4 protein-coding genes and 2 rRNA genes are annotated in these 14,140 nt (G+C 69.4%); all 6 read left to right on the forward strand.

The window, feature by feature from the left end:
- Positions 1-158 precede the first annotated feature (158 nt).
- The 6 genes from FHX44_RS25805 (at position 159) to FHX44_RS25830 (ending at position 14,107) form a co-directional block, all read left to right on the forward strand.
- Positions 159-3,273: ribosomal RNA gene (locus FHX44_RS25805) — 23S ribosomal RNA — on the forward strand.
- 90 nt (positions 3,274-3,363) lie between these two features.
- Positions 3,364-3,480: ribosomal RNA gene (gene rrf / locus FHX44_RS25810) — 5S ribosomal RNA — on the forward strand.
- Positions 3,481-3,700: 220 nt separating this feature from the next.
- Positions 3,701-4,213 carry a single-stranded DNA-binding protein gene (locus tag FHX44_RS25815; RefSeq protein ID WP_147258172.1) on the forward strand — a complete coding sequence of 171 codons (513 nt, stop codon included), beginning with the start codon at positions 3,701-3,703 and terminating at the stop codon, positions 4,211-4,213.
- A gap of 23 nt (positions 4,214-4,236) precedes the next feature.
- Entirely contained in the window at positions 4,237-5,913 is a 1,677-nt protein-coding gene (gene ettA, locus FHX44_RS25820) for an energy-dependent translational throttle protein EttA (protein WP_147258173.1), read from the forward strand.
- Positions 5,914-6,032: 119 nt separating this feature from the next.
- A complete protein-coding gene (locus FHX44_RS42310; RefSeq protein ID WP_170308683.1) occupies positions 6,033-9,197 on the forward strand; it encodes a hypothetical protein in 3,165 nt (1,054 codons plus the stop codon).
- A 179-nt stretch (positions 9,198-9,376) separates the two neighbouring features.
- Positions 9,377-14,107 carry an NAD-glutamate dehydrogenase gene (locus tag FHX44_RS25830; RefSeq protein WP_246170587.1) on the forward strand — a complete coding sequence of 1,577 codons (4,731 nt, stop codon included), beginning with the start codon at positions 9,377-9,379 and terminating at the stop codon, positions 14,105-14,107.
- Positions 14,108-14,140: the final 33 nt, after the last annotated feature.

Genomic DNA, 14,140 nt, shown 5'->3' on the forward strand with positions numbered 1-14,140 from the left:
GCTGTTGGGTCCTGAGGGGACACCTTGTTTGGGGTGTTTCTTCTGGCCCCTGGCCTGGATCGTCTAACGCTCTGCTTTGTCGGGGTGGTGGTGGTCGTGGTGGGTTGGGGTGTGGTTGTGTGTTGAGTGTTGCATAGTGGATGCGAGCATCTTGTTGTGAATAAGTGTTTAAGGGCACATGGTGGATGTCTAGGCATCAGGAGCCGATGAAGGACGTGGGAGGCCGCGATAGGCCTCGGGGAGCTGTCAACCGAGCTGTGATCCGAGGATTTCCGAATGGGGAAACCCGGCACCCGTCATGGGGTGTCACTCATGCCTGAATACATAGGGTATGAGGGGGAACGTGGGGAAGTGAAACATCTCAGTACCCACAGGAAGAGAAAACAACCGTGATTCCGTGAGTAGTGGCGAGCGAAAGCGGATGAGGCTAAACCTTGGTCGTGTCAAGCCGGCAGGCGTTGCGGCTGGGGTGTTGTGGGATTTCGTCGTTGGGGTTCTGCCGAGCTCCAGATGGTGTGGTGTGGTGTTAGTGGAAGACTTCTGGAAAGGGTCGCCGTAGTGGGTGAGAGCCCCGTACGCGAAAACTCCGCACGCGCTATGGACGTTGTTCCCGAGTAGCAGCGAGCTCGTGGAATTTGCTGTGAATCTGCCGGGACCACCCGGTAAGCCTAAATACTCCCTGATGACCGATAGCGGACTAGTACCGTGAGGGAAAGATGAAAAGTACCCCGGGAGGGGAGTGAAATAGTACCTGAAACCGTGTGCCTACAAGCCGTCAGAGCTTTTCGAAGTGATGGCGTGCCTTTTGAAGAATGAGCCTGCGAGTTATGCTTCGTGGCGAGGTTAACCCGTGTGGGGTAGCCGTAGCGAAAGCGAGTCTGAATAGGGCGTGTAGTCGCGGGGTGTAGACCCGAAGCGGAGTGATCTACCCATGGCCAGGGTGAAGCGACGGTAAGACGTCGTGGAGGCCCGAACCCACCAGGGTTGAAAACCTGGGGGATGAGCTGTGGGTAGGGGTGAAAGGCCAATCAAACTCCGTGATAGCTGGTTCTCCCCGAAATGCATTTAGGTGCAGCGTTGCGTGGTGGATGCCGGAGGTAGAGCACTGGATGGGCTAGGGGGCCGACAAGCTTACTGAACTCAGCCAAACTCCGAATGCCGGTATTTCTAGCGCGGCAGTGAGACTGCGGGGGATAAGCTTCGTAGTCGAGAGGGAAACAGCCCAGATCACCGGCTAAGGCCCCTAAGCGTGTGCTAAGTGGGAAAGGATGTGGGATCGCCCAGACAACCAGGAGGTTGGCTTAGAAGCAGCCACCCTTTAAAGAGTGCGTAATAGCTCACTGGTCAAGTGGTCCTGCGCCGACAATGTAGCGGGGCTCAAGCACACCGCCGAAGCCGTGGCAATGCCACAATAGATCCGCTTCTCCTCTTCGGGGGGGTTGTGTAGTCGTGGTGTTGGGTAGGGGAGCGTCCTGCATCCAGTGAAGCCTCGGGGTGACCTAGGGGTGGAGGGTGTGGGAGTGAGAATGCAGGCATGAGTAGCGAATGCAGAGTGAGAACCTCTGCCGCCGAATGACCAAGGGTTCCTGGGCCAGGTTAATCCGCCCAGGGTGAGCCGGGACCTAAGGCGAGGCCGACAGGCGTAGTCGATGGACAACGGGTTGATATTCCCGTGCCCGTGACAGTGCGTCCGTGCTGAGGCCGGTGATGCTAACCATCCGAACCCGCTTGCTGGCCTTCGGGCTGGCTTGTTGGGGGAGCGTGGGACCCGATCCGGTAGTAGGCAAGCGATGGGGTGACGCAGGAGGGTAGTCCCGCCAGGCGGTGGTAGTCCTGGTGTAAGCCTGTAGCCCGACATGTAGGTAAATCCGCATGTCATCAAGGGTGAGAGGTGATGCGTAGCCGATTGAGGCGAAGTAGGATGATCCCATGCTGCCGAGAAAAGCCTCTAGCGAGTGCTGTTGCGGCCCGTACCCTAAACCGACACAGGTGGTCAGGTAGAGAATACCAAGGCGATCGAGTGAACTGTGGTTAAGGAACTCGGCAAAATGCCCCCGTAACTTCGGGAGAAGGGGGGCCGGAGGCTCTGAAGCCCTTTTCGGGCTAGGGGCAGCCGGCCGCAGAGACCAGGCCCAAGCGACTGTTTACTAAAAACACAGGTCCGTGCGAAGTCGCAAGACGATGTATACGGACTGACGCCTGCCCGGTGCTGGAACGTTAAGAGGACCTGTTAGTCCCTTCGGGGGCGAAGCGGAGAATTTAAGCGCCAGTAAACGGCGGTGGTAACTATAACCATCCTAAGGTAGCGAAATTCCTTGTCGGGTAAGTTCCGACCTGCACGAATGGCGTAACGACTTGGGCGCTGTCTCGACCACAGACTCGGCGAAATTGCACTACGAGTAAAGATGCTCGTTACGCGCGGCAGGACGGAAAGACCCCGGGACCTTTACTACAGCTTGGTATTGGTGCTCGGTTCGGCTTGTGTAGGATAGGTGGGAGACTGTGAAGCTGTCACGCCAGTGATGGTGGAGTCGTTGTTGAAATACCACTCTGGTCGAATTGGGTGTCTCAACCTCGGGCCATGATCTGGTTCAGGGACAGTGCCTGGTGGGTAGTTTAACTGGGGCGGTTGCCTCCCAAAGTGTAACGGAGGCGCCCAAAGGTTCCCTCAGCCTGGTTGGCAATCAGGTGTTGAGTGTAAGTGCACAAGGGAGCTTGACTGTGAGACTGACAGGTCGAGCAGGGACGAAAGTCGGGACTAGTGATCCGGCACCTCCTGGTGGAAGGGGTGTCGCTCAACGGATAAAAGGTACCCCGGGGATAACAGGCTGATCTTGCCCAAGAGTCCATATCGACGGCATGGTTTGGCACCTCGATGTCGGCTCGTCGCATCCTGGGGCTGGAGTAGGTCCCAAGGGTTGGGCTGTTCGCCCATTAAAGCGGTACGCGAGCTGGGTTTAGAACGTCGTGAGACAGTTCGGTCCCTATCCGCCGCGCGCGCAGGAGACTTGAGGAAGGCTGTCCCTAGTACGAGAGGACCGGGACGGACGAACCTCTGGTGTGCCAGTTGTTCCGCCAGGAGCACGGCTGGTTGGCTATGTTCGGAAGGGATAACCGCTGAAGGCATCTAAGCGGGAAGCTCGTTCCAAGATGAGGTCTCCCACCACCTTGCGTGGTTAAGGCCCCCAGCAGACCACTGGGTTGATAGGCCAGAGATGGAAGCCCAGCAATGGGTGGAGTTGACTGGTACTAATAGGCCGAGGGCTTGTTCATGACGAGTTGTTTGCATCCACTGTGCGACCCTGAGCACATAATCGCATCCACATTGCAACCCGTTTTGGGGTTTTACAATTTGATAGTGTTGTCGGTGGTTTTGGCGGAGGGGGAACGCCCGGTCCCATCCCGAACCCGGAAGCTAAGCCCTCCAGCGCCGATGGTACTGCACTCGTTAGGGTGTGGGAGAGTAGGTCGCCGCCGACATTCAACGTGTTGTGGGCCCCCGCCGTCAGGCGGGGGCCCACTTTTTTCTGCCCATCATTGCACGGGGATCCGACAACGCCGGCCATTCAGGCGCGAGTTGTCCACGTCGTACCTCGGCCATCCACAGTTCCGGCTTCGGTCTCGTTTTCCGGCCGCATGCGGCGCACGCTCGAAGTACGTGGCCCGACGGGCCGCCGGACACGAGCGAGGAGCAGGGACGATGAGCACGATTTACGTCACGGTGCCGGGGCGGATCGCGACGAAGCCGGAGCGGCTCGCGTCGAAGAACGGCACAGGTGTGCGGTTCCGGATCGCCAGTACGGAGCGGTACTTCAACCGCGCGGCGGAGGAGTGGAACGAGGCGGAACCGGTCTACCTGACCGTCACCTGCTGGCGGCAGCTGGCCGAGAACGTGATCCTGTCGCTCCGGATCGGGGATCCGGTGATCGTGCACGGCAAGCTGGTCAATCCGAGCTTCGAGCGGGACGGCCGTGTCGAGCGACGGCTGGAGATCAGTGCGGGGGCGGTGGGGCCGGATCTCCGGTGGTCCACCGCCGTCGTCACGCGCACCAGAGGGGCAGCGGCCGACGCCCCGCCGGGCGCGGAGGCGCCGTCCGGCGCAGTCACGGACCCGTCGGGCGAGCCGCCGCGCACTGGCGGCGGTGCTCCCGCAGGCGCAGACGGCGATCGTCGGGTGAGCGTGCTCGCCGGTGAGGGCGCCGTCAGGGCCTGACCGGCCGCAACTACCATCGACACGTGGCGGAGTTCATCTACAGCATGCAAAGGGTCCGCAAGGCCCATGGCGACAAGGTCATCCTCGACAACGTCACTCTGAACTTCCTGCCCGGAGCGAAGATCGGCGTCGTCGGACCCAACGGCGCCGGGAAGTCGACCGTGCTCAAGATCATGGCGGGCCTCGAGCAGCCGAACAACGGCGACGCCATCCTGGCCCCCGGCGCCACGGTCGGCATCCTCCAGCAGGAGCCGCCGCTGAACGAGGAGAAGACGGTCCTCGGCAACGTGGAGGAGGGCCTCGGCGAGATCAAGCAGCAGCTCGATCGCTATAACCAGATCGCCGAGGAGATGGCCACCGACTACTCCGACGAGCTGATGGAGGAGATGGGCCGGCTCCAGGAGATCCTCGACCACAACGACGCGTGGGAGCTCGACTCCCAGCTCGAGCAGGCGATGGACGCTCTGCGGTGCCCGCCGCCGGATGCGCCGGTCACCCAGCTGTCCGGTGGGGAACGGCGCCGGGTCGCGCTGTGCAAGCTGCTGCTGAGCAAGCCCGACCTGCTGCTGCTCGACGAGCCGACCAACCACCTCGACGCGGAGAGCGTGCTGTGGCTGGAGCAGCACCTCGCGAGCTACCCCGGCGCCATCCTCGCGGTCACCCACGACCGGTACTTCCTCGACAACGTCGCCGAGTGGATCATGGAGCTCGACCGTGGCCGGGCCATCGGCTACGAGGGCAACTACTCCACCTACCTGGAGAAGAAGGCCGAGCGACTCGCCGTCACGGGGCGCAAGGACGCCAAGCTGCAGAAGCGGCTGGTCTCCGAGCTGGCGTGGGTCCGGTCGGGCGCGAAGGCGCGGCAGGCGAAGAGCCGGGCCCGCCTGCAGCGCTACGAGGAGATGGCCGCCGAGGCCGCGCAGTACCGCAAGCTCGACTTCGAGGAGATCCAGATCCCGCCGGGGCCGCGGCTGGGCAACGTGGTCGTCGAGGTCGATCACCTCGACAAGGGCTTCGACGGCCGGGTCCTGATCAAGGACCTGTCGTTCTCGCTGCCGCGCAACGGGATCGTCGGCGTGATCGGCCCGAACGGTGTGGGCAAGACCACGCTGTTCAAGACGATCGTCGGGTTGGAGGAACCGGACTCCGGCACGGTCCGGATCGGCGACACCGTCCGGCTGTCCTACGTCGACCAGAACCGGGCCGGGATCGACCCGAAGAAGAACGTCTGGGAGGTCGTCTCCGACGGGCTCGACCACATCAAGGTCGGCAACGTGGAGATGCCCTCGCGCGCCTACGTGGCGGCGTTCGGGTTCAAGGGGCCGGACCAGCAGAAGCCGGCGGGCGTCCTGTCCGGCGGCGAGCGCAACCGCCTGAACCTCGCCCTCACGCTCAAGCAGGGCGGCAACCTGATCCTGCTCGACGAGCCCACCAACGACCTCGACGTGGAGACGCTGGGGTCGCTGGAGAACGCGCTGGAGCAGTTCCCAGGGTGCGCCGTGGTGATCTCGCACGACCGCTGGTTCCTCGACCGCGTCGTCACGCACATCCTGGCGTGGGAGGGCACCGACGAGAACCCGGCCTCGTGGTTCTGGTTCGAGGGCAACTTCGAGGCGTACGAGCGCAACAAGATCGAACGTATGGGTGCGGAGGCCGCGCGACCGCACCGAGTGACGCACCGTAAGCTGACTCGCGACTGAGAGCTATGCATCCCCCGGCTGGTGATCGTTTGCCGGCCCGGGAGGTGGATCCCGGCACTTCAGGAGGTCACGTGGGGTCGACGCGTGCCGAAGGCAGAGGGATCGGAGCGGTACCACGGGTGGACGCAGACCTCGTCGAGGCGGCTGCGGCACTTCGGTGGGCCCGTCCCGATCTCACGGCCGAGCTGGCCGACCACGTGCTCGAGGAGGCGTCTGCCACCGGCCGGCAGGATCGTTGGCTGGCCGCGGCGGGTTGGGCCGTGCACGCCCGCGCCGCCACCGGCGACGGGCGTGAGACCGCCTGCCGCGTGCTCGCAGGCTTGGGCCGCTGGGGGAGCGACGCGCTCACCGGCGCCGCGGCCCACCGCCTCCGGATCGAGCTGGCGATGGTGGCGGCGGGCGCGGGTGAGGTCGAGTTCGCCCGCCGGCTCATCGCCGGCGTGCAGGCCGACGACCTCGACCCCGAGCTGACGGCCGACCTGCTCTGCGCCCACGCCCGGTGCGCCGTCGAGGACGCGCCCGACGGGGTGGCGGCGGTGCTCGACTCCGCCGACGCCGCGTGGGACACGGTCGGCGGCGCTGCGGCCCATCTCGGCGGCGCGTCGGTGGCGCTGGTGAGGGCGGTCGTGGAGCGGCGTGCCGGGCGGCCCGCGTCGGCCGTCGACCACGCGGCCGAGGGGCTCGCCCGGTTGGAGCGGGCCCGCGTAGGCGCGGGCACCCCGTCGGGCCACCTGGCGGCGGCGCTCGCCGCGGAGTGGATCTCCGCGCTGCTGGACGCCGGGCGGGTCACCGATGCGCGGGACGGCTGTGGCGCGCTGCTGCCCCGGCTGTCGGAGCAGGGGCGTCCCACCCGCCAGCTGGCGCTTCTGAGGCTCACGGTCACCAGGGTGCTCGCAGCGCAGGACACCCGCGCGGATACCGGGCAGCTGCTCGCACAAGCGGCCGCGGACGCCGCAGGCAGCGACGTGCCGGACCTCGAGGCGGTCTGCCGCACGGCGCTCGGTGCGTTGCACGAGCGGGCGGAGCGGCTCGACGTCGCGCTGGAGGAGCTGCAGCTCGCGGTCGGGGCCGAGCGCCGCGACCGCGCCCGGTCTCGGCGTTTCCTGGCGGCCCTGGCCGAGCTGGCGGTCGAGCCCGAGCAGTCGAAGCGACGCCGGGAACGGGCGGGAGCCGCTGCCGGCACCCGTGCCGACGAGCCGATCAGCGCCGATGCGACGACGGTGTTGCCTGCGATCACACGTGGCGACCGGAAGCTCAAGGCGAACCGGGCGGAAGGCCAGGAGCACGGGAAGTCGCGGCTCGAGCGGCTGCCCGCCGAGCCCTCGCCCGTCGCCGAGCCCTCGCCCGTCGCCGAGCCCTCGCCCGTCGCCGAGGCCGAGCCGGCCGCCGCCGAGGAGCGACCGGCCGCGTGGGACGCCGTCCCGTGGAGTGGCGGGGCCGGTGAATCCCCGATCGGTGACCTGCTCATCCGGAGTCTGCGGGCCAGTTCGGCAGGGCCGTCGGAGAACGGTTCGGCCCATCGCAACGGGAAGTCCGTCGGTGCGCCGGCGCACCGCTCCGACGAGCCGGCCATCTCGTCGGGCTGGGTGCCGGCACTCGACGCGGACCGGGCGGGCGAGGAGCAGCCACGGGCGCGCCGCGGAGGCCGGTCAGCCCACACGGGCCGCCGACGGTCGCACCGTGCCCGTGAGGAGCGGGACGACACCGCGTCGGCTCCGGCGGGGCGCTCCGAGAGCGCCCGGTTGAACGACGACCCGGGAGGGCAGGAGCGGCCCGGCCGCTCGCGGCGGCGTTCGCGTCCCGATGACGAGCGCGCGGACGTGGCCGACGAGCGCCCCGCGCGCGGGCGCCACGGCCGGCCGGGAGACCCCGACGATGCCGGTGGTGACGAGGGCGGCCGGGCCGGAGGCAGACGCGCCGGCGGCGGTGCGCGGCGCCGCGCCGAGGAACCGGCGGCCGCCGAGCCGTCGACGCCTCGCTCGGACGAGTCCGGCTCGGACGAGCCCACCGAAGTGGAACCGGTCGTCGCCCCGGCTCCGGCCGGCGGCGGCTCCGACGACTCCGACGGCTGGTTGCAGGCCGCGCTCGCCGAGCTCGACCGGGCACTCAGCGGCATCGGGGTCGGCGGGCCACCTCGGCTCGAGACGCCTCGGGTCGAGACGCCTCGGGTCGAGACGTTGCCGTCCGACGGCGGCGACGGGTCCGCCGTGGTCGTCGACATCGCGCGGGACGGGCGACGCTTCGCGGGACCGCGGGCGGCGGCGGTGGTGCGGTCCGTCGCCGACCTGCTCGCTGATCGGCTCCCGGAGGGAGCCCGATCCCGGTTCGGCGACTCGGACGCGCTCGTCGTCACACGTGCGGGCTGGGCCCGCGCCGATGCCACCGATTGGATGCATCGCACGTTGCCCGGCCTGCTGGACGGGTTCGTGGCCGCGGAGGAGCTTCCCGGCGCGCAGCTGCGCGTGGCGGTGCACGACTCGGACGGCCCGGTGGGAGCGCAGATCCTGCAGCCGCTCACCCCGGCCGTCCCGCGCGACACGGCCGACGAGCAGCGCCGCGGAAACCCGGCCGGCGACCCGTGGGACGACCTCACCACGACCATGTCCGAGGCACGCGGTCAGCAGTACCGGGCGGCGGCGCAGGCGGGCCGGCAGGAGCGCGGACCGCGCGGAGCCCAGGGACCGGACGCGGATCAGGGTGTCGAGGCGGCCACCGCCGGTGAGTCGCCACGCTGGCCCTTCTCCGGCGACGCCGAGAGCCCGAACCGCCACGGTGCCGACCGGGCGGCATCGGCCGGGTCGGCGCGCGCCGATGCCGGTGCGCCTGGTCGTCGGCGCCGTGCCGACGACCAGGATCAGGTGCCCGGCAGGCAGGTGCCGACGAAGTCCGCCGAGGCCCGAGGAGGTTCCCGCCGCCGCAGCGGTGAGGGGCCGTCGAGCACGGGACCGGCCGGGAACGGTTCGCACGGGAACGGATCGGCCGGCAACGGCTCGCACGGCAACGGCTCGCACGGCAACGGCTCGCACGGCAACGGCTCGCTCGGGAACGGGGCGGTCGGGAACGGGTCGACCGGCAACGGGGTGGCGAACGGTGCCGGTCGCGAGGCCGGCGGGGCGGGGCGGCGCGCGAAGCGCGACGCAGACAGCGCCACCGGAGTTGTCGAGAAGAGCGATGAGCAGGCCACGGCATCGGAGCGGGGCCAGGCGGACCGGACGGAGTCGACCGAAGGGCTCGGGATCGCCGACCTCCTCGCCGGCGCGCTGGCGGCGTACCGCGGGATCTGACCCGTGCAACCGCCGGTATGCGGAGGCTTGCAAGCGTGGGGTTGCGGCCGCGGGCCCTGCCCTCGACGAGCCGGATTCGAGCGGGGCGAGCAGGGCTAGGGTGGCTGGCGAGCCCGCTGCCCCGCGGGCGCCCCACGACGGCGCAGCGAGTACGCCGTCGGCGAGACCCGGAGCTGAATGTGACGAGCCGGACCCGGGAGCAGGCGGAGACGCCCGCTACCGATCCCGAGCCGATCGACCCTGAACTTGCCGACCTGGGGGCGCTGTACGCGCGGCACGCCCCTGATCTGCAGCGTGGTGACCACCTGCCGCTGCTGCTGGGCGCGGCCCGCGGCCACCTGCAGCTCGCCCGCGTGCGGGCTGCCAGGGAGCCGCTGATCCGCGTGCGGGATCCCCAGGAGGGAGCGGACGCGGGATCGGTCGTCGAGATCGTCACCGACGACATGCCGTTCCTCGTCGAGTCGTTGCTGGCGGCCGTGGCCCGGGCGGGCGGCGACGTTCAGCGGGTGATCCATCCGATCGTCGTCGTGCGGCGCGGCCCCACCGGTGCGCTCACGCAGGTGCTCACCGAGGCCGACCCGGCGGCACCGCCCGCCGACGCGCTCGTCGAGTCGTGGATCCACCTCGACCTGCTGCCCGGTGACGTCGACCGGGCCGAGCTGGAGCAGGCGTTGGCGCGTGCGCTGCGCGACGTCCGCGAGGTCGTCGAGGATGCCGACCCGATGGTGCAGCGGGCGCTACAGGTGGCCGAGGAGCTGCCGCGCCGGTCCCCGGTGCCCGACGGCACCGACCCGGCCGACGTCGCGGAGCTGCTGCGCTGGCTCGCCGACGGCCACTTCACGTTCCTCGGCTACCAGCACTTCCGCGTCGGCGACGGCGAGCTGCGCGTCGAACCGGAGTCGGGCCTCGGCGTGCTCCGCAAGGGCTCGACGATCGCCGGCAAGTTCGCGCCGAAGGTCGAGAAGGCCGAGGGCCAGGTCGAGCTCCTGGTGATGACCCGGGCCAGCGCGCCGAGCCCGTTGCGCCCCGTGCACCCGTACTACCTCGCGATCCGGACCTTCGACGCCGGCGGCCTGCTCGTCGGCGAGCACCGTTTCCTCGGCCTGCTCACCGTGCCGGCGCTGTACGAGAGCGTGCTGGACATCCCGGTGGTCGAGCGGCGGGTGCGCGACGCGATCCACCGGGCGGGCTTCCCACTGGAGTCGTACTCGGGGCAGCGGATGCTCGAGGTGATCTCCGGCCTGCCGCGGGAGGAGCTGTTCGCGGTGGGCGAGCAGCGGCTGCACGACACCGCGGTCGGTGTGCTCGCGGTGGCCGGCCGCCGGGCCGTGCGGCTTTTCATGCGCCCCGACCCGTACCGGCGGTTCATCTCGTGCCTCGTGTACGTGCCGCGGGACCGCTACGCCACGGACGCCCGGATCCGGATGTCCGACGTGCTGCAGCGCCGGCTGGGAGGCCGGCACGTCGAGTTCACGGTGCGCCTGTCGGAGTCGAGCCTCGCGATGGTGCATTTCACGGTCCTGACCGAGCCCGACGCCGTCGGCTTCGGTGACGTCGACGTTGCGGCGCTGCAGGACGAGCTCACCGAGGCGGTCCGCACCTGGGACGACCGCCTGCTCTCGCAGCCCGACACCGCCGGGGTGGCCGCGCTCCTGCCCGGCGTGCCGGAGCCGTACAAGGCCGCCGTCGCCCCGCAGCACGCCGTCGAGGACCTGCGCCGGATCGCGGCCCTGTCGGAGCCGGGTGCGTTCGACACCCGCATGTACCTCACCGTCGACGGCGAGCCGCGGTTCACCCTCTACCTCGCGGGCGCGCCTGCGTCGCTCACCGCCGTGTTGCCGCTGCTGCAGCAGCTCGGCGTCGACGTGCTCGACGAGCGCCCGTCGGAGTTCGCGCGCCCCGACGGGTTGCGGTGCTTCCTCTACGACTTCGGGCTGCAGGTCGACGAGCCGACCAGGGCGGCGTTCGACGACCCCGCGGTGGTGAAGGCGTTCTGCACGGCGTTCCGCGCGGCGTGGGCGGGCGACGCCGAGTCCGATCGGTTCTCCGCGCTGGTGCTGCGGGCCGGGCTGCCGTGGCGCGAGGCCGCCGTGCTGCGGGCGTACGCCCGCTACGCGCGCCAGCTCGGGAGCCCGTACGGGCCGAATTACATGGCCAACACGCTGCTCGCGTACCCGGCGGTCGCCCGTGCGCTCATGGCGCTGTTCCGCGCGCGGTTCGCACCCGGGCTCGATGAGCGGGATCGGGAGGTGCTCGCCGCCCTCGCCGACGTGCGCGGGCTCATCGATGCCGTCACCGGGCTGGACGCCGACCGCATCCTGCGCGGCTACCTCGCGATGATCACCGCGACGCTGCGGACCAACTGGTTCCGCGACCGCGCGTTCTTCTCGTTCAAGCTGAACCCCGGCGAGGTGCCCGGGATGCCGGCCCCGCGGCCGAGGTTCGAGATCTTCGTGTACTCGCCGCGGGTGGAGGGTGTGCACCTGCGGTTCGGGCCGGTGGCCCGCGGGGGCCTGCGGTACTCGGACCGGCCGCAGGACTACCGCACCGAGATCCTGGGCCTGGTCAAGGCGCAGGCCGTGAAGAACGCGGTGATCGTCCCGGTCGGGGCGAAGGGCGGCTTCATCGTCCGGCGCGACGACGCCGGGCCGGAGGAGGTCGAGTTCTGCTACCGGACGTTCATCTCCGGCCTCCTGGACGTCACGGACAACCTCGTCGTACGAGCGGACGGGGTCACCGAGACCGTCCCGCCACCGGACGTGGTGCGCCACGACGGGGACGACTCGTACCTCGTCGTCGCCGCCGACAAGGGCACGGCGAAGTTCTCCGACGTGGCCAACGACGTCGCCGCGTCGTACGGGTTCTGGCTGGGTGACGCGTTCGCCTCCGGCGGATCGGTCGGCTACGACCACAAGGCGATGGGCATCACCGCCAAGGGCGCCTGGGAGAGCGTGAAGCGGCACTTCCGGGAGCTGGGCGTCGACACCCAGACGGAGGGGTTCACCGTTGTCGGCGTCGGGGACATGTCCGGTGACGTGTTCGGCAACGGCATGCTGCTCTCACGCCACATCCGGCTGCTCGCCGCGTTCGACCACCGGCACGTCTTCGTCGACCCGGACCCGGACCCGGCGGCGAGCTACGCCGAGCGGGAGCGGCTGTTCGCACTGCCGCGCTCGTCGTGGGACGACTACGACCGGTCGATGATCAGCACGGGCGGCGGGGTGTGGCCCCGCACGGCGAAGTCGGTGCCCATCGGGCCGGAGATCCGCGCCGCGCTCGGCATCGCCGAGGGCGTCGACCGGCTGAGCCCGCCCGAGCTGATCGCGGCGATCCTGCGTGCGCCGGCCGACCTCCTCTGGAACGGCGGTATCGGCACCTACGTGAAGGCGTCGGACGAGTCGCACGCCGACGCGGGGGACAAGGCCAACGACGCCGTGCGGGCCGACGCCTCCGAACTGCGGGTCAAGGTCGTCGGCGAGGGGGGCAACCTGGGGCTGACCCAGCGCGGGCGTATCGAGTTCGCGCGGCGGGGCGGGAAGATCAACACAGACGCGATCGACAACTCGGCGGGCGTCGACTGCTCCGACCACGAGGTCAACATCAAGATCCTGCTGGATCGCCTCGTGGCCTCGGGCGAGCTCGACCGGGAGGCCCGCGACGCGGTCCTGCTGGAGATGACCGACGAGGTGGGGCAGCTCGTCCTCGAGGACAACCGCGACCAGAACGGGGTCCTGGGCATCGCGCGGGCCCACTCGGCGGAGATGGTCAGCGTGCACGCGCGGCTCACCTCCGACCTCGAGGCGCGGCGCGGGCTCGACCGCGAGCTCGAGGTACTGCCCGACAGCGAAGGCTTCAGCGCGCTGGAAGCCGCAGGCAGCGGCCTCACCAGTCCCGAGCTGGCCACGTTGCTGGCCCACACCAAGCTCGACCTGACCGCGCAGATGCTCGCCACCGACCTGCCCGACGTCGCCGCGTTCGCGGCGCGGCTGCCGGAGTACTTCCCGCGCGCGGTGCGGGAACGGTTCGGCGCCGCTGTCCGCCAGCACCCCCTGCGGCGCGAGATCGTCACGACGCTGCTGGTCAACGAGATGGTCGACGGCGCCGGGATGACGTACGCGTTCCGGCTGGGCGAGGAGCTCTCGGCAGGCCCGGCCGACGCGCTGCGGGCCTACGCCGTCACCACCGCGGTGTTCGACCTGCGGGCGTTGTGGGAGGAGCTGCGGTCGCCGCGGATCCCGACGGCCGTGTCGGACCGGCTCGTGCTGGAGACCCGGCGCCTGCTGGACCGCGCCTCGCGCTGGTTCCTGACCAACCGTCCGCAGCCGCTCGCGGTGGGGGCGGAGGTGAGCCGGTTCGCGTCCACGGTGCGCGAGCTGAGTGCGGCGCTGCCGCAGTTCCTGCGTGGCCGGGAGCTGGCGGGCGTCGAGATGAAGGCGGCCGAGCTGAGGGCGGCCGGCATCGAGCCCGGGACCGCGATGCAGTGCGCTGCGCTCGTGTACCGCTACGGGCTGCTCGACGTCGTCGAGCTCACGGAGCTGTCGGAGCGCGACCGGGAGGCGCGGGAGCCGCAGGAGGTCGCGGCGCTCTACTACGGGCTGTCCGAGCACCTGGGCGTCGACACGGCGCTCACGTCGGTCACCGCACTGGAGCGGGGCGACCGGTGGCACGCGCTCGCCCGGCTCGCCCTGCGCGACGACCTGTACGCGTCGCTGCGGGCGATCACGCTCGACGCGCTGCGCGAGGCCGGCCCGGGGACGTCGGTGGAGAAGTCCATCGCCCTGTGGGAGAAGGCGAACGCGTCGCGGCTCGTGCGTGCCCGCGCGGCCCTGCAGGAGGTGGGCAAGGCGGGGCAGCTCGACCTGGCCACGCTGTCGGTGGTCTCGCGCCAGCTGCGTGGGCTGGCCCGCTGAAGGGGTTCCCGGCGCCGGTTGAGAAGGTGGAGG

This window comes from Pseudonocardia hierapolitana (assembly GCF_007994075.1).
Taxonomy (GTDB): domain Bacteria; phylum Actinomycetota; class Actinomycetes; order Mycobacteriales; family Pseudonocardiaceae; genus Pseudonocardia; species Pseudonocardia hierapolitana.

Bases quoted from the DNA above. Each gene is read 5' to 3' on its own strand.
- FHX44_RS25815 (WP_147258172.1), top strand. From the start codon at position 3,701: ATGAGCACGATTTACGTCACGGTGCCGGGGCGGATCGCGACGAAGCCG.